This is a genomic window from Dyadobacter sp. BE31 (assembly GCF_031457695.1).
Classification (GTDB): Bacteria; Bacteroidota; Bacteroidia; order Cytophagales; family Spirosomataceae; genus Dyadobacter.
Genome location: NZ_JAVDXA010000002.1, coordinates 1,614,281 through 1,640,779, shown reverse-complemented (window position 1 = coordinate 1,640,779; position 26,499 = coordinate 1,614,281). Strand labels below are relative to the sequence as shown.

The 26,499-nt window shown below is 52.3% G+C and carries 18 protein-coding genes; 13 read left to right on the top strand and 5 right to left on the bottom strand.

Going from position 1 to position 26,499, the window contains the following annotated elements:
- Positions 1 to 145: 145 nt before the first annotated feature.
- Both J2Y43_RS15425 and J2Y43_RS15420 read right to left on the bottom strand, forming a co-directional pair.
- Positions 146 to 946 (bottom strand): DUF4397 domain-containing protein, encoded by an 801-nt coding sequence (locus tag J2Y43_RS15425; protein WP_309984153.1) that lies wholly within the window; start codon positions 944 to 946, stop codon positions 146 to 148.
- 13 nt (positions 947 to 959) lie between these two features.
- Positions 960 to 3,707 (bottom strand): TonB-dependent receptor, encoded by a 2,748-nt coding sequence (locus tag J2Y43_RS15420; protein WP_309984151.1) that lies wholly within the window; start codon positions 3,705 to 3,707, stop codon positions 960 to 962.
- Positions 3,708 to 4,375: 668 nt separating this feature from the next.
- Between J2Y43_RS15420 and J2Y43_RS15415 the strand changes: the two genes are divergently transcribed.
- The 9 genes from J2Y43_RS15415 (at position 4,376) to J2Y43_RS15375 (ending at position 15,862) form a co-directional block, all read left to right on the top strand.
- Entirely contained in the window at positions 4,376 to 5,689 is a 1,314-nt protein-coding gene (locus J2Y43_RS15415) for a TlpA disulfide reductase family protein (RefSeq protein WP_309984149.1), read from the top strand.
- A 382-nt stretch (positions 5,690 to 6,071) separates the two neighbouring features.
- On the top strand, positions 6,072 to 6,527 hold the full coding sequence (locus J2Y43_RS15410) for a protein-disulfide reductase DsbD domain-containing protein (RefSeq protein ID WP_309984147.1): 456 nt from the start codon (positions 6,072 to 6,074) through the stop codon (positions 6,525 to 6,527).
- Between the two features lie 19 nt (positions 6,528 to 6,546).
- The gene (locus tag J2Y43_RS15405) at positions 6,547 to 7,500 is read left to right on the top strand and encodes a cytochrome c peroxidase (RefSeq protein ID WP_309984145.1); all 954 of its coding nucleotides are present in this window, start codon (positions 6,547 to 6,549) and stop codon (positions 7,498 to 7,500) included.
- 120 nt (positions 7,501 to 7,620) lie between these two features.
- Complete coding sequence (locus tag J2Y43_RS15400; protein ID WP_309984143.1) at positions 7,621 to 8,235, top strand: TetR/AcrR family transcriptional regulator; 615 nt, start codon at positions 7,621 to 7,623, stop codon at positions 8,233 to 8,235.
- A 50-nt stretch (positions 8,236 to 8,285) separates the two neighbouring features.
- The gene (locus J2Y43_RS15395) at positions 8,286 to 9,653 is read left to right on the top strand and encodes a TolC family protein (protein WP_309984140.1); all 1,368 of its coding nucleotides are present in this window, start codon (positions 8,286 to 8,288) and stop codon (positions 9,651 to 9,653) included.
- A 7-nt stretch (positions 9,654 to 9,660) separates the two neighbouring features.
- Positions 9,661 to 10,704 (top strand): efflux RND transporter periplasmic adaptor subunit, encoded by a 1,044-nt coding sequence (locus J2Y43_RS15390; RefSeq protein WP_309984138.1) that lies wholly within the window; start codon positions 9,661 to 9,663, stop codon positions 10,702 to 10,704.
- A gap of 22 nt (positions 10,705 to 10,726) precedes the next feature.
- Positions 10,727 to 13,813 carry an efflux RND transporter permease subunit gene (locus J2Y43_RS15385; protein ID WP_309984136.1) on the top strand — a complete coding sequence of 1,029 codons (3,087 nt, stop codon included), beginning with the start codon at positions 10,727 to 10,729 and terminating at the stop codon, positions 13,811 to 13,813.
- Positions 13,814 to 13,877: 64 nt separating this feature from the next.
- Complete coding sequence (locus tag J2Y43_RS15380; RefSeq protein WP_309984133.1) at positions 13,878 to 14,768, top strand: AraC family transcriptional regulator; 891 nt, start codon at positions 13,878 to 13,880, stop codon at positions 14,766 to 14,768.
- A 62-nt stretch (positions 14,769 to 14,830) separates the two neighbouring features.
- Positions 14,831 to 15,862: a zinc-binding dehydrogenase gene (locus J2Y43_RS15375; protein WP_309984131.1), complete on the top strand. Its 1,032-nt coding sequence runs from the start codon at positions 14,831 to 14,833 to the stop codon at positions 15,860 to 15,862.
- On the opposite strand, the gene J2Y43_RS15370 is transcribed toward J2Y43_RS15375, so the two are convergent.
- The 3 genes from J2Y43_RS15370 to J2Y43_RS15360 form a co-directional block, all read right to left on the bottom strand.
- The gene (locus J2Y43_RS15370) at positions 15,852 to 16,232 is read right to left on the bottom strand and encodes a hypothetical protein (protein ID WP_309984129.1); all 381 of its coding nucleotides are present in this window, start codon (positions 16,230 to 16,232) and stop codon (positions 15,852 to 15,854) included. The two genes, J2Y43_RS15375 and J2Y43_RS15370, sit on opposite strands and share 11 nt — an antisense overlap.
- A gap of 215 nt (positions 16,233 to 16,447) precedes the next feature.
- Entirely contained in the window at positions 16,448 to 17,221 is a 774-nt protein-coding gene (locus J2Y43_RS15365; RefSeq protein WP_309984127.1) for a LytTR family DNA-binding domain-containing protein, read from the bottom strand.
- A gap of 162 nt (positions 17,222 to 17,383) precedes the next feature.
- On the bottom strand, positions 17,384 to 18,550 hold the full coding sequence (locus J2Y43_RS15360) for a histidine kinase (RefSeq protein WP_309984125.1): 1,167 nt from the start codon (positions 18,548 to 18,550) through the stop codon (positions 17,384 to 17,386).
- A gap of 663 nt (positions 18,551 to 19,213) precedes the next feature.
- On the opposite strand from J2Y43_RS15360, the gene J2Y43_RS15355 reads away from it, so the two are divergent.
- The 4 genes from J2Y43_RS15355 to J2Y43_RS15340 are packed head-to-tail and all read left to right on the top strand — an operon-like array spanning position 19,214 to position 26,334.
- Positions 19,214 to 22,348: a SusC/RagA family TonB-linked outer membrane protein gene (locus J2Y43_RS15355; protein ID WP_309984123.1), complete on the top strand. Its 3,135-nt coding sequence runs from the start codon at positions 19,214 to 19,216 to the stop codon at positions 22,346 to 22,348.
- Between the two features lie 11 nt (positions 22,349 to 22,359).
- The gene (locus J2Y43_RS15350; RefSeq protein WP_309984120.1) at positions 22,360 to 23,901 is read left to right on the top strand and encodes a SusD/RagB family nutrient-binding outer membrane lipoprotein; all 1,542 of its coding nucleotides are present in this window, start codon (positions 22,360 to 22,362) and stop codon (positions 23,899 to 23,901) included.
- A gap of 31 nt (positions 23,902 to 23,932) precedes the next feature.
- Positions 23,933 to 25,300 (top strand): enolase C-terminal domain-like protein, encoded by a 1,368-nt coding sequence (locus J2Y43_RS15345; protein WP_309984117.1) that lies wholly within the window; start codon positions 23,933 to 23,935, stop codon positions 25,298 to 25,300.
- Positions 25,297 to 26,334: a LacI family DNA-binding transcriptional regulator gene (locus J2Y43_RS15340; RefSeq protein ID WP_309984115.1), complete on the top strand. Its 1,038-nt coding sequence runs from the start codon at positions 25,297 to 25,299 to the stop codon at positions 26,332 to 26,334. Before J2Y43_RS15345 ends, J2Y43_RS15340 begins: the two co-directional genes overlap by 4 nt.
- Positions 26,335 to 26,499: the final 165 nt, after the last annotated feature.

The window sequence follows — 26,499 nt, the reverse complement described above, 5'->3', positions numbered from 1 at the left end:
AATTAGCGTCTGGCTGACTTTCAAAGCCTGCATAAAACTAATCAAATGTTTGTAAATAACAAACATTTGATTAGTTTTATAGTCACTCAACACAAAAAGCCGCACCACCATCGGCAGTGCGGCTTTCATCTTGTCCAATCACCATTTACTTTACAGGATGTTCAATAACGCTGGTGCCGAAGGATGGCTTGGCGTTGGGGAGGCCTTGGGTGAAGACCGTATATATTTTTCCAGCTTCCAGTTGCAGGCTGGCGGTTCCTACTTTTGCGGCGGTGGCAGCATTGAGGTAATCGACGTTGAGCGTGCCGGCGTCGACGGTTTCAAATGGGCCGAGCGACCAGGCGCTCAATGCTTCGCCCGTCAGCGCCGAGTTCGCAGCACGACCGTAAGCGACCTGATTGAAGAGCGTTTTCCCGTTTTGGACCACATTCAATGTGCCGGCGCCAGGTGAAAGGTTGATGAACCGAAGCTTGGCCTTGCCGGCGACCGGGGCTTTAAGATCGTCGTAAAAGAGGATCAGAGAATCGGCCTTGTTATTGGCGGTGCGAGCGGCTACTACCGTGTGGTAGAAAGTCGCGATAGGCCCGTTAGGGCGGCCTGTTGCCGTGAATGTCGCCGAGTTGCCGAACTGGTAGGACGCTTTGTAGCTCGTGTTAGCGCCTTCGGTGAAGTTAATCTGCACGTTACCAAACACGGTTGGCACATACTCGGAAGCCTTGTTAATGGCCACGGGCGTGGGCGTTACTTTGTCGGTGAAAGTCCAGAAATACAGGCCGGTATCGACCGGGCGGGCATTTACAAAGCTGATGTAAGCGCTGAGCGGGGGCCGGTCGGTGGCATCGACGTCGAGGTAGCTGGTATCTTTGCAGCCCGAAGTGAGGAAAATGGCCGGGATAATGCCGAGGAGCTGAAATGCAGGGCGGGCCATCCGTTGGAATATTTTCATGATCTGGTTTGGATTAAAGTTTTGCGGTAACACGGACGAATGGCTGGATACCGGCACTGCCGTTCTGAATGCCGATGACCGATGGGTTGTTCAATGCACTCAATTTGGGGTCGGAGTAGTCGCCCAGCTCATTGAAGAGGTTGTTGACCCCTAGTGTAGCCTGAATCGACCTGGAAAGTGCGTAGGATACCGATACATCCGCCACCCAGATCGGTTTCAGTTTTTGGTAGAAGTAGTCGGGTTTAGGAAAAGTCGCATTCAATGCCGAGGCGTTGGTAACCGAGCCGAAATAGACAGCGCGCGCGAGGTAGGTTAGGCGGTTTTTCTTGAAAATACCTTGTAGCGTAATTTTCTGGCCGGGAATCTGCGAGGTCACGCGCGCTTTTTCGCCGTCGTTGAAGATAATGTAACGGTATGCTTCCAAGCCTTTCGGCGTGTTCACTTTGGTCACCTCGTTTTTAACAAAATTGGCTCCTAAAAGCAGGCTTAATGTACCGCTGCGGAATGGCGTACGGTAACTTCCGGTGATTTCGAGGCCCTTCGTGCGCGTGCTGAACGAGTTGTAAAAGAACTTGGCTTGGGTAGTGCCCGTCTGTACGAACAAAGTGCGTACCTCGCTCGGCAGGTTGACATCTGTGGCTGAGAAATTGCCTGTATTGCCCACGCGGTTGTTTACATCCACGAGATAAGCGTCCGCTGTGAGCTCGAAGTTGCGGAATGGCTGGGACGTAAACCCTGCCGTATAGCCTTTCGATTTCTCGGGTGTGAGCGTAGGAATGCCCAGCGCGCGCGTCGCGGCGCTCTGGTTGGAGGCGGTTACCTGGTCGATGGCACGGCCCTGCTGGAAACTGGTGGACGTTTCGGTGTAGTAATACTGTGCCAGGTCGGGAGCCCGAAAGCCCGTGTTGTGCGAAGCGCGGATGCCCAGCCAGTCGGTAATGCTGTACCGCGTTGCCACTTTATAGGTGGTCACATTTTGGAGCTGGGAGAAGCTTTCGAGCCGCAATGCGCCCGAAAGCAGCCATTTATTGGTAATGTTTGCTTCAATATCGGCATAACCCGCCAGGATCGAGCGGTTCACGCTCACCTCGTTTTCAGGACGGAAGCCTGCGTGGATCTGCGAACCGGGCGACAATCCGTTCAGGCCGATGCTGCCTTCTTTGGTTTGATAAATAATGCCCGTGGCCGTGGTGTCGAGGCCGTAAATAGTCCGGAGATCGGCTTTGGAATACGATGCTTCCTCCCCCGCGATGATCTGATAGGTTTCCACGCGGTACTGCGCCCCAAATGCGACGTTAATGCCTTTCAGCGCCTTTGGAAAATAGCGACTGATATCGATGCTGCCGGTATTCTGGCTCGCGTTGTAGCTGCCTGCATCGAAAGTAGTAGGTGTTTTCAGGCCCAGGCTTGCATTCAGCGAATTGGTAATCACATTCCCGAAATCGTTTTTACCATACACATTGGAAATATCGACGTCCCAGTCACGGATTTTGCCTTTAATGCCCACGGCAAGTGACTTGTCGGTGATAATGTTCTCCATCGCGGGCAGGAAGCCGTCGGGGTAGAGGAATGCGTTGTTGCGTTCGGTCCAGCCCGGGAGCCGGTATACGGCGGTGAACTGCGAGTTGCGGTGGCTGATGCCCCCGAACGCGTAAAGCTCAGCATTCTGGCGGATCGGTACGGCAGCGTTGAAGAACAGCAATGCATCCTTGGCTTTGTTGGAACCGCCCCCGCGACGGTCGAAATGGTGGCGGTCGATGCCGCGGGATGTTAAAATGGCCTCGTCGATCTCCTTCGTATAGATAGCATCGTAATTGCGGGTATTAGCGCCCCCGCCGTAGATAGGCCCGAGGTAAAGACCGGCATCGTCCCGGCCGGGCAATATGGAAATCGCCTGGGTGGCAAACTCCGCTGTGGTATTGAGGTAGCCGCCGCTTTTGCCCAATGCGAAGCCGTAATTGGCATTGGTACGGGTTGTCACGCCATCGCCGCGGCGGCGCGAGCTTGCCGTGGAGCTCAAAGTAAGCTGGTCGACGCTCTTGTTGAGTACAATGTTGATCACACCCGCAATGGCGTCGGAGCCGTATTGCGCCGCCGCACCGTCGCGCAGGATCTCTACGCGCTCGATGGCTGCTGTCGGGATGGCATTCAGGTCGTAACCCGTAGCCCCGTTACCCAGCCCGCCCCAGTTGATATTGGAACTCTTATGGCGGCGTTTGCCGTTGACCAGCACCAGCAACTGGTCCACGCCCAATCCACGCAGTTGGGAAAGGTTCAATGCGGAGCCTGCATCACCGGCATTGGTACCGTTTACCGAGTGGAAGGACGGCGAAACATATTGTAAAAGCTGCGTGATACTGACCTGCGGAGCTGATTCCTGCAAGGGTTTTAAGTCGATGATATCCACCGGCACCGGCGAATCGATCTTCGTGCGGTTAGCATTCCGCGAGCCTACCACCTGCACCTCGCCGAGCGTATGCGTGCTGGCGAGCAGCGTTACATCGTATTCGTTGGAACTGGTAATGGGCAATTCTTTCGCAGTGAAACCGATGAAGGAAAATACCAATGTTTCACCTTTGACGAGCGCCAGCGTGAAACGGCCGTCGGTATCGGTAATCGTTCCCTGGCGCGTGTTTTTGACGGCCACGTTCACGCCCGGGAGCGGTGCACCGTCTTCTGCGCGAACCACACCTGTGAGCGTGCGTTGCTGGGCCAGCAGGGGAGTGGATATTAAAAGTATAAAAAGTAATAAATGTTTCATAAGTATTTATAGGATCTTAAACCTGTTGAAAACCTGATCCGGCGATGGCAGGAATGGCTGGACGGAGAGCCTGCAGTCCCGTCGGTAGCCATTCCGCACACCGTCGGATGAAGTGTTATTATATTTAATCTACGGAGTTTATAGACTATATTGAATTTAAAAAAAACATACTTAACTCCGCCAGATATCCGCCGGACAACAACGATGGTGTGTACAAGTGCTTTTCGGCACGCAATGCTTGCAAGGGACTGATTTTGACATGATTTGTAAATTTATAGTTTCCGAAATACGGCGGCCGACCAGCAGAAGGCTTCACCTATAAATCCACATTTACTTTGCAGGTAGTAACTGTAAGACGCCACAAAGGTAACGGCACGTGACGCGGTTTATCAAAATTTTAAAAACACAAATCGGGCACATTGCCACCAGATGCGCGGGCTGCATTATAGGTACCTGCGTAGGAGTTTGGTGGTACGAAAAACGAGTTTATTCTACTTAGTCTACGAAAATTGTAGATAATTAAAATCGCCGTTTTATATTTGCTGCATGATTCAACGGCCGGTCACAAACCACCACCGACCCGCCGATGATCCGGGCCAATCCTGCAAAATGCCTCGGGTCGCAAACAGAGTACTTCATTTTTCAAAAACCTAAAAATTTCCAGTTGTATGAAAATCAACAACCAGATGAAAGCCGTGGCATTGGCAGGAGCCACATTGTTCGGCAGCGCAGCATTAGCGGGCGACGGTCCGGATGCCAAAGCACCCAGGCAAGGCGTATGGCGCGGCGAATTTGTGATCAGCGAGACGCACATTCCCTTCAATTTCGAATACAATGCCAAAGACAAGGATCACCCGATCCTGACTTTGCTCAACGGGTCACGCCGCGACGATTTCAAGGTGACAAAGCTCGCCGGGGACTCAATCTTCGTGAAAATGAATACCTACGATGCCGCGCTCGTGGCGAAAGTAGAAACAGATGGCAAAATTACGGGCGAGTACCGCAGCCTCGTGCCGGGCTTCCGGGGCAATGCGCTGCCATTCTCGGCTGAATATGGTAAAAATTACCGTTTCGTAGAGAAAGGCAAAGAGCAACCTACCAAACATAACCTCTCCGGCAAATGGGATTTGCAGGTTTTCAGCAAAGCCAAAATGCCCGATAACGTGGCGCTTCTGAAACAGGAGGGCAACAAACTCACCGGCGTGGTAATGTCGACGGTAGGGGATAGCCGCGAACTCGAAGGCGTGGTGGAAGGCGACGAATTTGTACTCTCGCACTTCTCGGGCCCGAACCCGCGTGTGTATAAAGGCAAAATCAACGAGGATGGCAGCATTACCGGCGTGATCAGCTCGGGGATTTATGACAATACCAAGTTCGAAGGCAGCAAGAACGACAAGGCGGAATTGCCCGATCCTTATAAACTGACATACTTGAAAGAGGGCTATAAAAAGCTCGATTTTACATTGCCTGACCTCGACGGCAAGCAGGTTTCGCTCAGTGACGACAAGTATAAGGGCAAGGTGGTGATCGTGGAGATCATCGGTACCTGGTGCCCTAACTGTACCGACCAAACGTCGTTCCTCGCGCCGTGGTACCGCGCCAACAAAGACCGTGGCGTGGAAGCGATCGCCATCGGTTTCGAGCAGAAAGACGACCTCGAATATGCCAAATACACGCTTGGCACGCTGAAAAAGAAATATGGCATCGAATATGACATTCTGTTCGGAGGCATTGCAGATAAGAAAGTGGCATCCGACAAGCTGCCCGCGCTCAACCGCATGATGGCATTCCCGACTACGATCCTGATCGACCGCAAAGGCGAAGTGCGCCAGATCCACACCGGCTATACCGGCGAGATCACCGGCAAATACTTCGAAGATTACGTAGCGAAATGGAACAAAGACCTCAACGAGCTCATTTCCGAGCCGGTGCCGTCGGGTGTTAGTTCGGCGGCGGTCGGTACGACCAAAAGCTCGAAATAGGGCTGTCGTCTCACGCGGGACGTTGTTGCATCCCTACGGGATTGTCGAAACGGATAGAATCCAATGTTTCCTACCAATGTTACGTGGCTGACGGCACTTGTGGTTAAGGCGCCAAATCGCGTTAGCGATGTAGTATTGGTAGCAATTCTGGAAACCGGCGTTCCCGAAAATGCCGTCAGGCATGTAACAACAATGCCATGGACTTGCGCATCGTAACATTATCGTGCAACGATCGTATCCATATGCAACTCAAAATACTTGAACTAAATCGTGAGTTCAACAAACTAGGTACGTGGTGATTTGAGACAACTGCAAGGCCGGGCCGGTAAGGCACAACATGCTTTGCAGTTGTTTAATATTTTATGCTCTAAATCTTATTCCCATGATTTACAGAATTTTAATGCTCGTACTGTGCTGTGCGGGCAGCGTTTTTGGTCAGGATCTGAAAGATATTTCACGCTGGAAAGTGAGCTTTTCGAAAGCCGGGGCCAAACCGGGCGAGCAGGTAGAAATAGTATTTTCCGCGGATATTAATAAAAACTGGAAGCTCTACTCGTCTGATTTCAAGGGCGATATCGGTCCGCTTCCCACTGAATTTGCATTCAACGCCAACAACGCCTACCAGCTCGTGGGCGAGATACGGGCGGTGAAGCCGCTCAAAGCCGTGGATCCGACCTGGGATAAGGCCTATACCTACTTCACAGACAAGGCCGAGTTCCGGCAGACGATCAGAGTGGCCAAGGCGGGAGGCAAGGTCTCAGGGACGATCAAGGGTCTCTTATGTTCCAATGAGGACGGCCTCTGCGTGCCTTTCAAGGAATCTTTTGAAGTGCATTGATTTAAATCCAACGTTTCAGATGGGTATTACAAAATGGCTGGCAGCCGTGCTTTGCTGCGGTTCGCTGGCATTCGTTTCGTTGCAAACCAACGAGGCATCAGTGGAGTTGAACACAAAGGAGGAACTGGGTGAAAAGCTGTTTTCGGACCCGATTCTCTCACGCGGGCGGGCGATCAGCTGTGCTTCCTGTCATATTCCGCAGTTCGCTTTCGCAGATACGGCGGCATTCAGTATCGGTGATAAAGGTACGCGGCTGACGCGCAACAGTCCGGCGTTGACGAACCTTTCGGGCCGTACCGACTTCTTTTGGGATGGCCGTGCGGCTTCGCTCGAAGAGCAGGCGCTCGGCCCGCTCGCCACACACGACGAAATGGACCTGCCCGTGGACCAGGCAGTAGAGCGCCTTCAAAAGGATGATTTTTACAGCGCCGCATTTCAAAAGGTATTTAAAACGGAGGTAAATACTAAAAACCTGCTCAGCGCCATTGCGGCATTTGAACGCACGCTCGAAACGACCGATACGCCCTATGACCGCTATCTGGACGGGGACGTCAATGCGATGTCGGCTGCTGCCGTGCGGGGCAGAATGCTGTTCATAGGCAAAGCCAACTGCGCCACCTGCCATTCCGGCGAAGATTTTACCGCCGACCGGTTCAAAAGCATCGGGCTGTTTAATGGCAAGGAGCTGAATGACCCCGGGCGTTTTAAGGTCACCGGGGACAGCTCGCATATTGGCTTGTTCAAAGTGCCCGGCCTGCGGAATGTAGCTGTTACAGCTCCTTATATGCACAATGCGATGTTTAAAACGCTGCGCGAGGTAGTTCAATACTATAACACGCCTGATAAATTCGTACGCAATCCCATTAATCGCGACCTGTCGCTCGGCAGCGCGCTGAACCTTTCCGACAACGAGGTCGACGACATCGTGGCTTTCCTCGAAGCCCTTACCGACGACCGTTTCAAACGGAAATAGCATTGCCCACATATTCTTCTCCCGTTCATGGGTAGAATTGCGCCATTCCTACCTTATTTTAATAAACAACTTGCATTTACTAAACAGTGTTTATTATATTCACATCGTAATTACAAAAGCATGGCGATTAAGGAGAGAAAAGAGCGGGAGAAGCAGGAAATGAGGAACCTGATTATCGAATCGGCGACTCAGCTGTTTTTGAAGCAAGGCTACGATAAGACGTCGATTCGCAGCATTGCCGATGATATTGAATATAGTCCGGCTACTATCTATCTGTATTTCAAGGATAAAGATGAGATTTTTTATGTAATTCATGAAAATGCATTCGATATTCTGGACAAGCATTTACGCCGGCACGACGGGATTGCCGACCCATTTGAAAGGCTGAGGGCGATCGGCAGAACGTACATCAAATTCGGCCTGGAAAACCCTGATTACTATGATCTGATGTTTATCATGCGCGCGCCGATGGAACAGATCAAGAATGAAGAAAAATGGAAGGCGGGGGAATGTGCGTTCGGATATTTGCTGACGACGCTTTCCGAATGTCTCGACCAAAAGAGGATCCGGCCGGCGGACCTGCATGTGACGGCGATTATGGTTTGGTCGTTCGTGCACGGATTGGTTTCGCTTTACGTACGCGAGCGCATGTGCATTCTCATGTTGCCCGATGACACGACCCGCGAGGTATTGTACAGCTCATTCGATCTTTTTATGGCTAATCTTAAAACGTAAAAAATTTTGCCATTCACTAAACACTGTTTATAAACTAAACATTACTTAAAATGATGCGATTATTGAAACCCATGCCCCGGCATTGGCAGTGCCTTCTTGTGCCTTTGCTGAGCCTTTTTGCACCCGTCCGAGGGCAGGATGCGCATTTGCAAGGTTATATCGATCACGCCCTGCATAACAACCAGGGGCTTAGACAACAGCGCTTTATCCTCGAAAGGAACCTGTTCGCGCTCAAAGAAGCCAGGACGTTCTTTTATCCTGAGGTCAATTTCAGTACTTCTTATCTCGACTCGCGCGGCGGACGGAAAATCAGCATCCCGATCGGTGATTTGCTGAACCCCGTATATAATTCACTGAACGAACTCACGAACTCATCGGCATTCCCGAAAGTGGAAAATGTGAGCCAGACCTTCAATCCACGAAACTATTACGATGCCAAATTCCGGACCTCCCTGCCGCTTTACAATGCGGAAATCACGTACAACACCAGGATCCGCAAGGAGCAGATTCATTTGCAGCAGGCTGAGGTTGACGTTTACAGGCGAGAGTTAGTGAAGGAGATCAAGCTGGCTTACTATGCCTGCCAGCAGGCCGACGAGGCTGTTCGTATCCTGGAAAGCGCCGTTTCGCTGGCACGAGAGAATTTGCGGTTCAACCAGGCATTGGTAAAGAACGATAAGGCGATCCGCACGGTGGTTACCCGTTCTGAAAATGAGGTGATAGGCCTGGAAGCGAGGCTGGTGGATGCGAGGAATCAATCGGTGAATGCGAAGGCTTATTTAAATTTTTTGCTGAATAATCCATTGGAAACCAGCCTCGAAATAGGTTCGCCGAGTGAGTCGGAGGTGCTCGCGGACACGGCTGCGGCAGGTAGGAGGGAAGAGCTGGCGAAGCTGGAATCGCTTTCCAGGATCAATGCATTATCCGGCCAGTTGGCGCGGGCAGGCGCATTGCCGAAGCTATCGACATTCATCGACCTGGGTTCGCAGGGTGATTTTGTGAATTTCAACCGGGATACCCGCTATTACCTCTTCGGTGTGACGCTCGATTGGCGTGTGTTTGCCAACAACCGCACGCAATACAAAGTGAAACAAGCCGAATTGGAGCAGAAGGCTACCGGCGAGCAGATCAGTCAGGTAGAACAGCAGCTTCAATTACAAAACAAAACAGCCGCTAATACTTTTCAGTCGGCAGTGCTTACTTACCGTGCTACCAAAAGCCAGACTGCATTATCACAGCAATATTATCAGGATCAGCAGAAACTCTACCGGGAGGGCCAGCTGCTCTACATCGAATTGCTTGACGCCCAGAACCGGCTGATCAACGACCAGCTTCAACAAAGTATTTCCTATTTGAATGTCCAGACCCGTGCTGCCGAATTGGAGCGGGCCCGGGCGAGCTACTTATTCTCAAACTAAAAATGACATGAAAGCTACAACACATCCCATCATATACGCCTACGTGCTCGCAGCCGCGCTCCTGACCGCCGCTTGCAAGGAAGAAAAGAAGCCGGAGCAAACCGACGATACCATTCCTGTGAAAATCATCAGCTCCGCCGCATTGACCCAGGCGCAGGCCGTGGAAACATCCGGCTTGCTGGGTTCCGAAAATGAAGCCCGGTTATCGTTCAAGATAGGAGGGATTATCAAGGATATTATGGTGAAAGAAGGCGACAAGGTGCGCAGAGGGCAGCTTTTGGCGACACTTAACACGACCGAAATTGCCGCGCAAATGGGTCAGGCCGAGGAAAACTTCCTGAAAGCCCAGCGAGACGCCCGCCGCGTACAGAACCTCTACCGCGACAGCGTGGCGACGAAGGAACAGTTGGAAAACACCCAAACTGCGTTGGTACTGGCCGAGAAACAGCTCGACATCGTCAAATTTAACTTGTCCCAAACCAAAATTTTCTCCATTGCCGACGGCGTAGTGATGCAGAAATTACAGAACGCCGGTGAGCAGGTGCAAGGCGGTACGCCCGTGCTGCATATCAGCAGCACCAGCAGCAGCGACTGGGTCGTGAAATGCGGGCTCACCGACAAGGATTGGGCGCGGCTGAAAGGCGGCGAGAAAGCGGAAATCAATTTCGATGCCTATTCCCAGACCTTCACGGGCCATGTGAAGACCCTCGCGCAGGTGAGCGACCCGGTTTCGGGGCTTTACCAGGCTGAAATCACGCTTGATAAGGCGGCTACCAAGCTTGCCAGCGGCCTTTTTGCCAAAGTCCACATCTATCCGAAAGAAAAAACCAGCATGGTGTCTGTCCCCGTGGACGCGTTGATCGAAGGGGAAAATGACAGCGCATTCGTGTTTGTGGCCGAAGGCAATAAGGCGCAGAAGAAGCGCGTGAAAATCGCATTCCTCGATGGCGATAAGGCATTTATCCTCGCAGGTATAGACGCGGGTGCGCGGGTAATCCGCGAAGGATCGGCCTATCTGGCCGAAGGATCGGTGATTAAAGTAGTTCAGTAACCCGTTTTCAACCGCAAAGACCATGAAATTACCTGAATTTGCAGTCAAGAATTACCAGTTTACGCTGGTAGTATTCCTGGGTGTGCTGGCGTTGGGGCTCTACTCGCTCTTCACCATGCCCCGAAGCGAGGACCCCGATATTCATCCGCCGCAATTTACCGTGGTGGTGGTGTACCCCGGCGCTAATCCGAAAGATATGGAGCAGCTGGTGGTGGATCCGATGGAGAAGAAGATCAACGAACTCGATGATATGAAGCACATTATCACCGACATCCGCGACGGCCTGGCCGTGATGCAGGTGATTTACAAATACAGCTCCAATCCCGACGATAAATACCAGGAAGTAGTGCGCGAGATCAATGCATTGCGCTCGCAGCTCCCGGCCGACATTGCCGACATCCGCATCAACAAACAGATACCATCCGACGTCAGCATTTACCAGTACGCGCTCATCAGCGAGAACGCGACCTACGCGCAAATGAAGAAGTATTCGAAGGACTTCAAGGAGCGCCTGGAAAAGATCAAAACGCTTAAAAAAGTGGAGTACTCGGGCATTCCCGAACCACAGGTGAAAGTGAGCCTGAACTTGCAGAAGATCGCCCAGCAGCGGCTGACCCAGGACCAGATTGTGGGTGCATTGCAGAGCGAGGGCGTGAACATTCCCGGCGGGAGCATCAGCATGGCCACCAAAAAGCTGAATATCAAGACAAGCGGCAGTTACCGCACGCTCGATGAAGTGGCCAATACGGTGGTGTCGCGTTCGGATGGCAAGATCGTGTACCTCAAAGACGTGGCCGACGTGAAAATGGGCTACGAAGACGAAACGCACATTACCCGCCTGAACGGCTTCCGGTGCAGCTTTGTGAACGTGAGCCAGAAGGAGGGCGAGAACATCATATCCGTGCGCGATCAGGTGGAGCCGGTGGTAGCGGAGTTTCAGAAAGACCTACCTTCGAACATTGAGATGATCAAGGTTTTTGACCAGGCTAGTAGTGTAGATACCCGGCTGTCGCATTTTGCCCGCGATTTTGGAATAGCCATATTGCTGGTATTGCTCACATTGCTGCCGCTCGGCACAAGGGCGTCGCTGGTGGTGATGATCTCGATCCCGCTTTCGCTGGCGATCGGCCTTACGATGATGAATCTGCTCGGGTACAATATCAACCAGCTCAGCATTGTGGGGATGATCGTGGCTTTGGGTATCCTGGTGGACGACAGCATTGTGGTCGTCGAAAACATCGAGCGGTACTTGCGGATGGGCTATGGCAAGGTGCAGGCAGCCATTCAGGCGTCGTCGCAAATAGGTCTCGCCGTGGTGGGTTGTACGATCCTGCTGATCTTCGCATTCCTCCCGCTGGTGTTCCTGCCCGAGGGTGCGGGCGATTTTATCCGCAGTCTGCCGATGTCGGTGATCACGACCGTATTTGCCTCGATGCTCGTATCGCTTACCGTGGTGCCGTTCCTGTCGAGCGTGATATTGAAACCCCATGCTTCGGAAGATGGCAACTGGCTCCTACGTGGCATGAAAAAAGGCATTCACAAAACTTACGGCAGCGTGCTCGACCGCGCATTGCATTGGCCTAAAACGACATTGGCCATTGCCGGTTTGATATTCGCCGGCTCGCTGGCACTGGTGCCGCTCATTGGCAACAGCCTTTTCCCGAAATCGGAGAAGCCTATGTTCCTGATCGATATTGAAACGCCACAAGGGACTAATTTAAAGAAAACCAACGAGATAGCCCGCTACGTAGAAGGTGTTCTCAAACAGGAACCGCTCATTACTTCCTTCTCGACCAACGTGGGCAAGGGAAATCCACGGGTGTATTATAATGTAGTGCAGCGGAATGAGAGCGAGAATTTTGCCGAGATTTTTGTGCAGGTAGAAGGATTGGAAACCGAGGAAAAGGTGGAGGTGATTGAAAAGCTGCGCAAAAAGCTGGAACGCTATCCCGGCGCTGAAATCAAGGTCAAAGACTTTGAACAAGGCCCGTTGATCGAGGCGCCGCTGGCCTATCGTATTTATGGTGAAAACCTGGAAGACTTGCGCAAAACCGCCTTCCGCGTCGCCGACCTGCTTACTAAAACCGAAGGTACCATTTACGTCAACAACCCGTTGCTGGTACAACCGACCGACCTACGCATCAACATCAACAAACAGAAAGCCGGAACGCTGGGCATTTCCTCGGCCGACATCGATCGTACGGTGCGGCTGGGGGCTGCCGGGCTGAACGTGGCCACTTTCCGCGAAGATGTAGGCAAGGCGGATAGTTACAATATCAATGTGTCGGTGCCGCGTAATGCAGCCATTCAAGATTACAGTGTTTTTGATAAACTGTATGTTACCTCGGCATCGGGTGCGAGTATTCCTTTGAAAAACATTGCGACCATCGAAATGGAAAGCTCACCGAACCAGATCCGGCATTACGATAAGGACCGCTACGTGACTGTTTCGGCATTTACCAAACCGGGGTACAATGTCCAGAAAATGAACGACGACATTACGGCGAAGCTCAACCAGTTTAAATTCGAAAAAGGCCAGCATTTTAAAGTGGCCGGTGAGAAAGAGAGCCAGGAGGAGAGTTTCGGCGGATTGGGATTGATCATACTCATCACCGTTTTCGGTTTCCTGGGTGTATTGATATTGGAATTCAAAACTTTCAAAAGCATCCTGATCGTCTTGTCGGTGATCCCGCTGGGTATTGTGGGCGGGCTTGCAATGCTCTTCCTGACAGGCGAAACGCTGTCATTTACGGCAACTATTGGTTTTATTGCATTGGTTGGTATTGAAGTGAAGAACTCATTGCTGGTCGTCGACTTCACCAACCAGCTCCGTGAGCAGGGCAAGAGCATAGAAGAAGCGATTATCGAGGCCGGTGAAATCCGTTTCGTACCGATATTGCTCACTTCCATGACGGCGATCGGCGGGTTGCTGCCGCTCGTGATCGAATACAGCGCCTTGTATTCACCGCTGGCATTGGTACTGATCGGCGGGTTGATCAGCTCTACGTTGCTGTCGCGTCTGGTGACGCCGGTGATGTACAAGCTGTTGCCGCCTAAGGTTGAGTCAAAGGCTATCGTGGAAGAAGCCGAGCTGGAAGCAGCCTATTAATAACTCGCGGGGCGGGTTTTTCGGGAGCGTTTTTTATTTTGCAGGAATCGAAATGTGAGTGATCATGAGGATTTCCTATCAGAATGAACCGCTTTTTCCCGGGAAACCCGCCCCGGTTATTATAGGCCGGCCGCTTTACAGCCATTACGAGCAGTCCGAAGGTACTTCAATGCAAGGTGTGCATTGGTTTGATTTTCAGACCAATGCGGCTCATACGTTAAATGTCAGCTATGCAGCTAGTTTTTACAAAATGGTGCTTTGCATTGCTGGTGAATCGAGATCCGTGCCGAAGCACTCGCAGGAATACGGTTTCCGGACGGGGCAGGCGCTGTTTTACCGCACCGAGCGGGAGCCGTATCAGGCCGTATTACCAGCCAACACGGCTTTTAAAGTGATTCACATGCATCTCTCCGACACGCATGTGGCGATGCTGCAACGCGATGCGCCTGCTGTGTTCGAGAGAGCATTACAGGTTATGAGTTTGTCTGCCGAAGTCACCCGGGCATTTTTGCAGCTCAAAAACATCTCGCGTGAAAATCAGGGATTACTCAACCTGTTCCAGGAAAAGCTCATGAGCGAGCAGCTTTTTAACCTCGCGTCGCTCTCGCTTTCGCGCCTTCCGCACGCCCGCGGGGAAGCCATTCTGGAAGAGGCCGTCTGGCATATTCACCAGGCCGAACGTTATCTGACGATCGCTGAGCTTTCGAAGCTGGCAGGTACCAACAGTTTTCGTCTTAAACAGCTTTTCCGTGAGCAACTGCGCACTTCTGTTTTCCAATATCAATGTGACCTTCGTCTCGAACGCGGCGCAAAATTACTTTTGGATACAAGTCTGGATGTTTCGGCCATCGCCTTGCAGTGCGGATACGAAAGCGCCGCCGCCTTTTCAAATGCTTTTTTGAGAAAATACAAGGTTAGGCCCATGATATTCAAAAACTCCCGTTCGCGCAAATAGCGCTCCCTTCCGCGCAAGTACGCCCGGTTTGTTGTCCCGACATTTGCTCAAAAGTCAGATCTATGAAAGCAAATGTAATTACCGCCCACGGGCCGGCGGCTAAGGTGTTCGAGATGCAGCAGGTGGCCGATCCGGTGCCGACGGAGTACGACCTTATTGTAAAAGTATTGACAACCAGTATTAACCCGCTCGATTGCCGGATTCGGAACAAGGCATCCGTTCCCCGGAATTTCCCGCTTACGCTCGGCTTTGATGTTTGCGGCGTGGTCGTCGAAAAAGGACGGGATGTGACGGGTTTTGAAATCGGCGATCGGGTAATCGGTTCGCCGACACCCTTTCGCAACGGTGCCAATGCAGAATATGTGGCGATCGATCATCGCTCGTGCACATGGGCGGGCACGCTTGCAGATGCGACAGCAGCAGCCATCCCGTTGGTGGGGATTACCGCATACGAGGCGTTGTTCGATCGGTTGCGGATCAGGTCGGGCGACTGGGTCGTGATACACGCCGGTGCGGGCGGGGTAGGGCACCTGGCCATTCAGCTTGCTAAAAACACAGGGTGCAGGATCATTACCACCGCCAGCCGCCCCGAATCCCTCGCCTATTGCGCCAATGAACTGGGCGCCGACCATGTGCTCAACTACCGTGAAGCCGACATCGCCGGTGCCGTGATGGATATTACCAAAGGCCGGGGAGCGGGTTTGATCATGGATAATGCCGGAGGAGAATGCTTTTCCCGCAGCCTCGATTACGTTTCGCCCAACGGCCATATCTGCACCATACTGCCGGTTGCAGTGGACGAGCAGCAAGGGTACCAGCTGCTGTTGAAGAACATCACATTAAGCTACCAGTTTATGGGCGACCGGCGATCCGGCGACCGGCGATCCGGCGGCCGGATCGCCGGCCGCCAGAATGCAGCCCACGAGGAGAACCGCCAGGGGCAAGTATTGCAAAAGCTGGTAGAAATGGTGGAATGCGGGCAGTTGCGGCCGCACGTTTCAAAGATTTATGATTGGCATGACCTCGCTCAGGCACACGAAAAAATGGAGCGAGGGCATGTGTCGGGTAAGCTCGTGGTGCGGGTCACAAATTAACCAGCACCCGCTTGCCGGAATTCTGGCGGGCAACACCTTGCCGGGTAACCTTGTTGAGGGCCCGGCCAATTCCTTTTGTGAACCCTTCGCCGATTTCAGTATAGGCCAGGTCGGTGTTTTCGATGATGAGCTTGTGGGCCAGTTCATCGTAGCTCCATTTCATACCGGCCATTTTCTGGTCGCTGGTGGAGGTCTCGGCAGTAGAGGTACATGCATCCGCGTGGTTGGCAGCGGCAAGGCCCGTAAACAATTTCCAGAGAATGAGCGCCGCTACAAACGCGACGATGAAAATGGCCTGGCGTTGCCCCTTATTATTATGAAGCGCGGCCGATACCGCTGAGGTTAGGTTGGTAGAAGATTTGAAGAGCATGGCTAACGGATTTAATTACGGTTGAATGTCGGGGATAGCTGCCGCCCGAGGCTGTCCGCCCGAAGCTGTCTGCCCGAAGCTGTCCGCCCAAAGCTGCAAGCTATCTTGTCTGACAAATTTGTACTCTAAATCGTTGAAATGGGTACGAAAAATGTCTGATCTGGACTTTTTACTATGTAAAGCGTGCATTTCAAATCGTGAACCGTATCGGCTGGCTAACCCATTTTGGTGATGAAAGCTTTGATATTATCGCGATAACCACGAGTCCATTTCACTTTTTCACCGGTGGATAAATGGATGATATACTCGCCGTTGAAGTAGGTTTCGAGCTCTGAAATGAAATTCATATTCACGATGTTCGAACGTCCCACCCGGATCATAACCGCCGGATCGAGGCGGTTTTCGAGGCTGCCCAGGCTTTCGTAAACTGTGTAAACCTTCTTTTGAGCCGTGTAAACGGATATGTAATTGCCGTCGGCGGAGAAGTGCGTGATATCGTCCGTTTTGACCAGGTACATTTTGCCGGCCTCTTTCACCAGCAGCCGTTGCAGGAAGTTTTCCTCTTTTTCCTTCTGGTCGCGCAGGAGGCTGTTTACCAGTTCTTCGATCCGCGGCTGGGATTTTTGGCTAAGCCGCTCTTTCAGCCGCCCGAGCGACTGGTGGAAGCGGATCTCGTCGAAGGGTTTGAGCAGGTAATCGATCGCATTCACCTCGAATGCGCGCAATGCATACTGATCGAATGCTGTGGTGAACACGACGAATGGCTGGTGATGCGGCCATACTTCGCGCAGCACTTCAAAACCGTCGAGCTCGGGCATTTGGATGTCCAGAAAAATGACGTCGGGCCTGTGTTGCAATATTTTCACCACCGCTTCCGGACCATTGGCGGCCTCGTCGGTGATTTCAATGGAATGATCATGCTGTACAAATGTCCTGATTACGTCCCTGGCCAGCATTTCATCGTCGATGATCAGGCAGCGGTATTTCATAGTTTCTTTTGGGGTGTTTGTTATTGGTTGACCGCCGACCACGGACGACGGACCGCCGATTAGATTTTGAATGTCAAGGCGAAAACTAAAACAGCCCGACGAGCCCCGGGGGGCAACCTGGCTTCATCGCCTCTTCCGACAAGAAGAGATTTCTAATTCCCATCAGCCATCCGCCGTCGGCGGTCGGCGGTCAAAGAAGAGCGTTACCGATGTCCCTCCACCCACCGGCTGGTCAAATTCCAGCCGGGCGTTTGCGCCGTAGGCTTGTTGCAGCCGTAGTCGTGTGTTTTTTAAGCCCAGTCCCATGCCTTTTGACGGTTTCTTTGACGCGCCGCCGATGCCGTTGTCGTAAACCGTCACCTGCATGCCCGAAGCGTTTACGGTGCTGGCAATGCGGATGAGCGCGTTGGTGGTCACATCGGAAATACCGTGGGTAATGGAGTTTTCTACGATCGGTTGCAGGATGAGCTGGGGCACCGGGTAAAGTTCCGACGCCGGATCGATGTGGTATTCGACTTTCAGACGGTCCTGAAAGCGGATTTGCTGGATGTCGAGGTATTGCCGGGTGAGTTTGAGTTCCTCCTGCAAGGGAATGAAATCGGCCGACTGGTTCACGAGCACGGCGCGCAGCAGGTCGCTCAGTGTGGTGATCATGAGCGTGGCTTTGCGGATATCGTTTTTAACCATCAGACTCACCACACTATGCAATGTATTGAAAAGGAAATGCGGATTGAGCTGCATTTTGAGCGATTGCAGCTGCGCATTCGCCAGTTGGCCACGGAGCTGCTCGTTGTGCAGCTCGGTTTCGAAATTCTGCTGTTTTAGTTCCTGGTAGCGGTAAATGTAGGACACCTTATTGAAACCCACCACCAGCAGCAGGTATTGACCAAAACTCGCGGTGTAGCCGATAAAGAACGAGAACAGATAGTTTTCCAGCGGCACCGATTTCCCGACAGCGCGGTACATGAGCGGATTGGTAATATAATAGTGCAGGATGTTGATGAAAATATTGAGAAATGTAACGATCGCCAGATGGAGAAGGATCGGTTTGAAAATCGAAGAACTTTCGCGGACCTTGAATGCGATCGGTACTTTGATGGCGGCGTACAGCACAAGCGGGCTGGTGGACCACCAGAACAGGCCGTCGAGCAGCCATATAAACATTTCGTGAGGCTGCATCACCACCCCTTCCTTCAAAAGCCACAGCATCATAAGCTGACCGAACGTTATTACCGCGAAAATGCCCCAATAGCAGAAGGAGTACCACCAGAACTGCCCGACAGACAGCGGGAGCCTGGATTGTTCCAACATACGTTTCAAAAAAGTCATGACAGGATGGATGATCGGAAAACCATAAGGAGGATTTCGGGGTAAATCTAACGGTCTGCGGCCCGGAAGCAACCCGCATTTACGCAAAGCGGGCGAATCATTATCTGAAATACATCGTGGCTGTGCAATGCGTTGGAGGTAATGAAAACAGGTTATGTGCTTATTTTTAGAAAAAATGTTAAAATATTTGCTTTGAAATTTTGTTGTTTAATCGATTAAATCTACATTTGGACACATTATTTCCTTATTGGTAGATTGATATCAGATATTAAAGACAGACGTATTTAATATTTCCTCTTGCGACCCGACACAGTTCCGGTTAGCCGTTTAAGTACCCGATACCATCACAGAACAACCTGACTAAGACAGTACCATTCGAGATTTTGTTTGACAATTTGCTTAATCGTTTAAACAAGAAAATTGTAGTTCAGCATAGCTTGTATTCGGTGCCGTGGAGGCATGAGCTGCGTCGACGGCGTTATGTCAGCCGCAGAACGGACTCTTTTTGATTACGTATATATATTAACGTTCGGACTTTCTGGCCGTGCCCGTTATTTTTTTTGCCTGTACTATTCCTGGCCCTCGTGTCCGTAAGCAATTACGGTTTTCGCGTACGTTTTGCATAGTTCCTATTCACCCTGAATTTTGACCCTATTAGATGTGATGAAGAAATGTTTTACGATGATCGTGCTGCTCGCGACACTGTGTAGCAGCCCGGTTTTTGCCCAGGCAGGCCGGGTTGCCGGCACCGTCACCGGCGAGAATAAGGAGCCTTTACCCGGTGTGAATATCCTGATCGGAGGCACTTCGCAAGGTACTGTTACCGATGCCGACGGCAAATATGCCCTGGATGCCCCAGCCAATGCGACGCTCGTTTTCTCTTTTATAGGTTATGTAAGTCAAACCATCGCAGTTGGTGCGCGGTCGGTGATCGATGTGCAACTAATGCAGGAATCGAGGAACCTCGATGAGTTCGTGGTAACCGCGCTGGGTATTAAACGGGAGGCCAAAACACTCGGTTATGCTACGGCGACAGTCAATTCGGATCAGATTTCGACGAACCGTACCCCCAACGTAATGAGCTCGTTACAGGGTAAAATGGCAGGTGTGAATATCACTTCATTATCGACGGGGCCGGGTGGGACAGCCAAGATCCGTATCCGCGGGCAATCGTCGTTCAGCGGGCAGAACAACCCGCTCATTGTCGTGAACGGCGTGCCGATCGATAACTCCAACTTCGCCGGTGGCGGGGATTACGGCTCTCGCGCTGCGAATAGTTCCGACGGCGGCGACGGTCTTTCGAGCATTAACCCGGACGATATCGAGTCGATGACCGTGCTCAAAGGCGCCACTGCCGCAGCGCTTTACGGCTCGCGGGCAAAGGATGGTGTGGTGATGATTACGACCAAAAACCGGGGCACGGGAAAAGGCATCGGCCTCGATTACAATATCAACTTCACGACCGATACGCCGCTGGATTTTACTGATTTTCAATACGAATACGGCCAGGGTGAAGGAGGAAAACGTCCCACGACGGCTAATCCGACGTCGGGTGTATGGAGCTTCGGGGAGAAGTTCGAGCCGGGCATGACGCAAATACTTTTCGATAATGAGACCTGGCCTTACGAGCCCGTACGCGGCCGTGTGAAGCAATTTTACCGCACCGGGACGAATATGACCAACACAATCACCGTTTCCAACAATGGCCCGAACGGCGGTTTCAGTTTGTCGCTGGCCAATAGCGATAACCGGGGTATTGTCGAGAACAACAAGTTCAACCGGAAAGTGGTAAACCTGGGTTTTACGCAAAACATCTCGAAAAGGCTCACGGCTTTTGGCAACATCAATTATTCCAAAGAAAAGAATACCAATCCGCCGCAGATCGATACCCAGGACTTTGCTACTTCGACGGTCATTTTCACCCTGGCCAACTCCATGCCTTTCGACGCATTGAAGCAAAATCAGACCTTGCCGAATGGCGACGAATTTGTGTTTTCACGGTTTCTCGTGCGCAATAACCCTTATTACTCGCTCAGTCATCATTTCGAGAACATTTCCCGTGACCGCCTTTTCGGCAATGTGGCCTTGAAATACCAGTTTACCGACTGGCTTTACCTGCAACTTCGCGGCGCCCAGGACTTTTACGTTCGCAACCAGGACTACAACATTCCCAATGGCTACGCACCGATCGCCAAAGCGCCGGTGGGTTACGTAAACGGTTCATTTACACAGGATGTGCGCCGTAATACCGAGCGTAACTTCGACTTTATCCTTGGCGGCAATCGTACCTTCGGCAACCTCGGGCTGGATGTGACCCTCGGCGGCAACCAGCGTTATGCTCGGATGGACTACAACAGCGTTACCGTGCAGGATTTCGTTCAGCCCGGCTTGTACACGGTCATGAATGGTCGGGTTAAAAACCCGCTTTACCAGCTTTCGGAGAAGAAGATCAACTCACTTTACGGTGCTGCCACCATTTCCTGGAAAGAGTTTATCTACTTGAACGTAACAGCCCGAAATGACTGGTTCTCAACACTCGCGCCTCAGAACCGCAGCATCCTTTACCCGTCGGTGACCGGTAGTTTTATCTTCTCGCAGGCCTTCCCGAACCTGCCGGCCTGGATTTCGTTCGGCAAGCTGCGTGCGGCTTACGCGCAGGTGGGTTCCGACAACGTGAACCCGTATTCCAATGCATTGTATTATGCGGTGGATAACAACTCGTTCCCGAACCCGTCGGGCCAGGCTGTGCCGGTGGGCGGCGTCAACGCGTCTATCGTTCCGAACAAAAACCTGCGCCCGCTCCGCATTAAGGAAGCCGAGGCAGGTCTGGAAATGAAGTTGTTCAACAACCTGCTCGGGTTTGATTTAACATACTACCACAAAACCACTGATGATCAGATTCTTGCGGCGCAGATTTCCGACGCTTCTTCCTACACCGCGCAGCTGATCAATGTCGGCCGGAGCATGAACAAGGGTATCGAGCTATTACTGACGGGCTCTCCGGTGAAAACCAAGGACTTTACCTGGGACGTGAGTTTCAATGTGTCCTATAACACCTCCAAAGTGCTGAAACTGGGCCTGGCCGAGAAAGATACCGTGATTACCGTCGGCGGTGGCGGCGGGCGGACCCTCAACATGGTGGTAGGCAAGCCGCTCGGCCAGCTCTACACGTTCACGTACCTGCGCGATGCGCAAGGCAGGCAGGTGTTCGACAAAAACAGCGGTATGCCTTTGAGAAACAATACATTGATGAACGTTGGCAATGCATTGCCCAGGTATTTCGGCGGTATCACAAACACTTTTAATTACAAAGGCATTATGCTTTCGGCACTGGTGGATTTCAAACTGGGCCATAAAATGATCGCCGGGCGGAACATCAATTACATGCGCCACGGGCTGTCGAAACGCACATTACCAGGCCGCGCAGAAGGCTATGTGATCGGGAACGGCGTGAACCCGGACGGTGAGGTGAACCAGACCAAGGCTGCCGTGCAGCCGTTCTACGAATCGATTAACCCGCTCGGGATCAATGAGGATTTTGTACAGAATGCGGGCTTCTGGAAACTGCGTCAGCTCACATTGGGATATGACCTGGGCAAACTGCTGCCGGAAAAAGCATTTGTGAAGGGCCTGCGATTAAGCGCCGTCGCTAACAATGTGCTGGTGATCAAGAAATGGACGGAGAATATGGACCCGGAAGAGGTGCTGAACTCGTCGGATAATGCTACCGGCCTTGATTTCTGGCCCGGCTTGCCGCCGACCCGCAGCATTGGTTTCAACCTCAATGTAAAATTCTAACCGCCGAACCCATGAAAGCTACATTCAAATATATGCTGGCGCTCGCCCTGTCGCTGACGTTCATCACCGGTTGCGATGAAGGATTTGACGAGATCAATACCAACAAGGTCGACCCGACTTCCCTGGCTCCTTCGCTGATCCTGAACAAGGCGATCATTGCCACCACTTACCTCGACGGCGTGTCGACGCTCGGCATGCTCTGCTACAACTTTGGTATTGTGCAGCAGGTGATTACCCCCTATGGAAGCTCATTGTCGGGAGGCAATTACAACCAGCTCAACAACTCCAATTCGCCGCTGGTTTGGGTTAATTTTTACAGGAACGTGATCAAGCAGCTGGTAGCCGTTACCGAGCAAACGAAGGGAGATCCGTTGAATGCAAATATCTACCACGCCGCCAGGATTTGGAAGGCCTACGCATTCATGATCCTGACGGACACCTACGGCGACGTACCGTATTTCGATGCGGGGAAAGGTTACATCAGCGAGGAAATCCGCCCGAAATATGATCCGCAGGAGGCTATTTACAAGGATATTCTCAAAGAGCTGGAAGAAGCTGCCGGTGCGCTCGACGCGTCGCAGGCTCCTGTAACGACCGATATTCTCTATGGCGGCAATGTGGCGCGCTGGAAAAAGCTGGGGTATTCGCTCATGCTCCGTGCAGGGATGCGCCTCTCGAAAGTAGATCCGACGACCGCCAAAGCCTATGTGGCAAAAGCGGTAGCAGGTGGCCTTTTTGAAAACAACACCGATAACTCGGTCATCCGGCACACTTCGCTTTATAATAACTTCATTGCCAACCACCTGGCGGCGCGCGAAAAGACCAATTTCTACCTCGCAGCGCCATTTGTGAATTATCTCAAAGAAAACAATGATCCCCGCTTGCCCGTGTTCGCGGTCAGGTACGTAGGCGCGAAAGGCGGTCCGGAACAGACTCCGGCACGCGCTTCATCCGATCCGAAAGTGCAAATCGGAATGCCAATGGGGTATAACGACGTGACGATCAGCGGCGTACTGGCGGAAAATGGCGTAGTAAGCCTGTGGGATTTTACCCAGATTAACCTGACGACCGTTTTGAAGCTCGATGCGCCGGAATTTCACATTACCTACGCGCAAGTGCAGCTCCTGCTCGCGGAAGCGGCCGTGCGCGGGTGGGTGACGGGCGAAGCAGCCGATTATTATGCCAAAGGAATCCGAGCCAACCTGGAACAAATGGCGCTCTACGACCCGAGCGCGGCGATCAAGGAGGATGCTATTCTGGCGTACCTGAAAGCGCATCCGCTGGATGCCGCCAAGGCTTTGGAGCAGATTAACACGCAATACTGGGTGGCGACCTTCCTGGACGGCAACGAATCCTGGGCCAATTTCCGCAGAAGCGGCTTCCCGGCGCTGAAAAAGAACCCGTATCCCGGTTCCGAGATCAAGGAGGACTTTATCCGCCGCATGCCGTACCCCGATAGTGAGATCGTCGTGAACTTGCAGAATGTGAATGATGCCAACACTCGGCAGGGGCCTAATGATTTGAATACCAGGGTATGGTGGGATAAAAAGTAATAGCAATTCTTAAACCTTTAACCTGATACAAATGAAAGAGAACGGAATGAATCGGCGGGAAACGATGAAAGCGCTGGGGCTGAGCGGTTCCGCGGGGATACTGGGACTGTTCGGAGGCATTTCGAATGCCCAAGGCGCTGCTCGCCGGATGGACGAAGCGGAAACGCCGCAGTATGCCAAAGCGATGAAACCCCTCACGATCAGGAGCGTTCGCGCGATTGCCACGGCGCCGCAGGGTTCCAACCTCATCGTGGTGAAGGTCGAAACTTCCGAGCCGGGATTGTACGGGCTGGGGTGTGCCACCTTCACGCAGCGCGCCGAGGTGGTGCTGGTGGCGATTAATACCTATCTCAATGAATTTTGTGTCGGAAGGGACGTCGACAACATCGAAGACATGTGGCATGCTGCCTATGTGAGTTCCTACTGGCGGAATGGCCCGGTGCTGAACAATGCATTGAGCGGCCTGGATCAGGCACTTTGGGATATCAAAGGCAAACGCGCCGGAATGCCGTTGTACCAGTTGCTGGGCGGCAAGGTGCGCTTCGCGGTGCCGTGCTACACGCATGCAAACGGGCGCACACCCGAGGAGACGGTGGAGAGCGTGAAGAAGATCCAGGAGCAGGGTTACCGCTACATCCGCATTCAGCAGGGAGGTTACGGGGCGGTGGGCAGCACCACCAAAAAACCGGATTTCAAGGAAGCGGGTTTCGGCGGGGCTACCGACAATTATATGGATGAAAATGCCTACCTGAAAGCCATTCCCATTCTCTTTGAAACCGTGCGAAAGCAATGCGGTGAGGAAGTGGAACTGTTGCATGATATCCACGAGCGCGTGCAGCCGATGAATGCGATCAACATGATCAAAAAGCTCGAAGAATTCCGGCCGTTCTTCATCGAAGACCCGTTTTCTCCCGAAAACATGAAGTGGTTCAAACTGCTGCGCCAGAGTACCACGGTGCCGCTGGCGATGGGCGAGCTTTTCAATAATATCAATGAGTTCCTGGAACCGATGGCTAACCAGTGGTTTGACTACATCCGCATTCACGTGTCGCAGATAGGCGGGGTTACGCCGGCTATGAAAGTGGCGCGGCTCGGGGAATGGTTCAATGTGAAAACGGCCTGGCACGGTCCGGGGGATGTGTCGCCGGTAGGGCACTCGGCGCACGCGCATATCGACCTCGCTGTCTGGAACTTCGGAATTCAGGAGGCGGTGCAGTTCAACGACAAAACGTTGGAGGTATTTTCTGGTTGCCCGACAATGAAGAACGGCTATATGTCGGTGAACGAGGTGCCGGGCATTGGCGTGGACATCGATGAAAAGGCGGCTGCCAAATTCCCGATCACCACAAAATCGAACTGGCAAGTAAGAAAATTCGACGGTACGCTTATACGTCCATGAAAAAAGCATCGCTCAAAGATATTGCACAGCAGGCGGGCGTCTCCACGGCCCTGGTTTCGTACGTCCTCAATGGGAAGGAGAAAGAGACCCGGGTAGGAGAGGTGATAGCCGAGAAAATCAGGCAGATAGCCAAGGAATTGAACTATCAGCCCAACCACCTGGCCAAAAGCCTCCGGAGTGGCAAGACGTACACGATCGGGCTCATTATCGCCGACATTTCCAACCCGTTCTTCGCCAACATCGCACGTGTGGTGGAGGATGAGGCCAAAAAGAACGGCTACACGGTGATCATCGGCTCCTGCGACGAGCATGCCGAGAAATCGTGGGATTTGCTCAATGTGCTGATCAACCGGCAGGTCGATGGCTTCATCATCGTCTCCTGCGAAGGTTCCGAAAGCCAGGTGCATTATCTCAAAGAGCGGAATATCCCATTCGTGTTGCTGGACCGCCATTTTCCGGAAATACAAACCGATTTCGTCGCTACCAACAACTATAAGGCTTCTTACGATGCCGGGGTTCACCTCATTCAAAGCGGTTATTCGAAGATCGGGATCATGGCCTACAAATCAAATATGTACCACATGGAAGAGCGTGTGCGCGGCTACAAGCATGCATTGCGCGATAACCACATCGAGTTTCACGACTCCTGGTTGAAAGAGGTGCATTTCGAAACGATGGACAGCGAAGTGCGGACGGCAATCGACGAAATACTGGCCTCCGGGCAGCGTGTGGATGCGATGATTTTTGCGACTTACGGTTTGGCGATCAATGCATTGAAATATATCAATGAGCTGCGCCTCAAAGTGCCGTCCGACCTGGCGATCGTCAGCTACGGCCAGGCGGAGGTTTTCGACCTGTACTATTGCCCGATTACCTATGTACAACAGCCCTTGGAAATGCTCGGCAAAACGGCCGTCGAGTATTTATTGATGAAACTGAAAAACCCGGAGGAAGGTGTGAAGCAGATATTAATGGAAGCCAGGCTGATCGCCCGCGAATCGTCGAAGGCTAAACCGACGGCGGTGGGTGGGTAGGGGTGTCAGGTGTAGTCATGTGTGGTCAGGTGTAGTCAAGAGTAGGCGTGGGTGGTAGTAGTGTTGGTTGGGAAATCGGGGCTTTTGGGGCTTGGAGAGAGGGGATCGGAGGGCTGTGACTTGACGGGATGTTTGACGGTGGGCGCAGGAGACTCCTCCGGAGTC

Bases quoted from the DNA above. Each gene is read 5' to 3' on its own strand.
- J2Y43_RS15425 (WP_309984153.1), bottom strand. From the start codon at position 946: ATGAAAATATTCCAACGGATGGCCCGCCCTGCATTTCAGCTCCTCGGC.
- J2Y43_RS15420 (WP_309984151.1), bottom strand. From the start codon at position 3,707: ATGAAACATTTATTACTTTTTATACTTTTAATATCCACTCCCCTGCTG.
- J2Y43_RS15415 (WP_309984149.1), top strand. From the start codon at position 4,376: ATGAAAATCAACAACCAGATGAAAGCCGTGGCATTGGCAGGAGCCACA.
- J2Y43_RS15410 (WP_309984147.1), top strand. From the start codon at position 6,072: ATGATTTACAGAATTTTAATGCTCGTACTGTGCTGTGCGGGCAGCGTT.
- J2Y43_RS15405 (WP_309984145.1), top strand. From the start codon at position 6,547: ATGGGTATTACAAAATGGCTGGCAGCCGTGCTTTGCTGCGGTTCGCTG.
- J2Y43_RS15400 (WP_309984143.1), top strand. From the start codon at position 7,621: ATGGCGATTAAGGAGAGAAAAGAGCGGGAGAAGCAGGAAATGAGGAAC.
- J2Y43_RS15395 (WP_309984140.1), top strand. From the start codon at position 8,286: ATGATGCGATTATTGAAACCCATGCCCCGGCATTGGCAGTGCCTTCTT.
- J2Y43_RS15390 (WP_309984138.1), top strand. From the start codon at position 9,661: ATGAAAGCTACAACACATCCCATCATATACGCCTACGTGCTCGCAGCC.
- J2Y43_RS15385 (WP_309984136.1), top strand. From the start codon at position 10,727: ATGAAATTACCTGAATTTGCAGTCAAGAATTACCAGTTTACGCTGGTA.
- J2Y43_RS15380 (WP_309984133.1), top strand. From the start codon at position 13,878: ATGAGGATTTCCTATCAGAATGAACCGCTTTTTCCCGGGAAACCCGCC.
- J2Y43_RS15375 (WP_309984131.1), top strand. From the start codon at position 14,831: ATGAAAGCAAATGTAATTACCGCCCACGGGCCGGCGGCTAAGGTGTTC.
- J2Y43_RS15370 (WP_309984129.1), bottom strand. From the start codon at position 16,232: ATGCTCTTCAAATCTTCTACCAACCTAACCTCAGCGGTATCGGCCGCG.
- J2Y43_RS15365 (WP_309984127.1), bottom strand. From the start codon at position 17,221: ATGAAATACCGCTGCCTGATCATCGACGATGAAATGCTGGCCAGGGAC.
- J2Y43_RS15360 (WP_309984125.1), bottom strand. From the start codon at position 18,550: ATGACTTTTTTGAAACGTATGTTGGAACAATCCAGGCTCCCGCTGTCT.
- J2Y43_RS15355 (WP_309984123.1), top strand. From the start codon at position 19,214: ATGAAGAAATGTTTTACGATGATCGTGCTGCTCGCGACACTGTGTAGC.
- J2Y43_RS15350 (WP_309984120.1), top strand. From the start codon at position 22,360: ATGAAAGCTACATTCAAATATATGCTGGCGCTCGCCCTGTCGCTGACG.
- J2Y43_RS15345 (WP_309984117.1), top strand. From the start codon at position 23,933: ATGAAAGAGAACGGAATGAATCGGCGGGAAACGATGAAAGCGCTGGGG.
- J2Y43_RS15340 (WP_309984115.1), top strand. From the start codon at position 25,297: ATGAAAAAAGCATCGCTCAAAGATATTGCACAGCAGGCGGGCGTCTCC.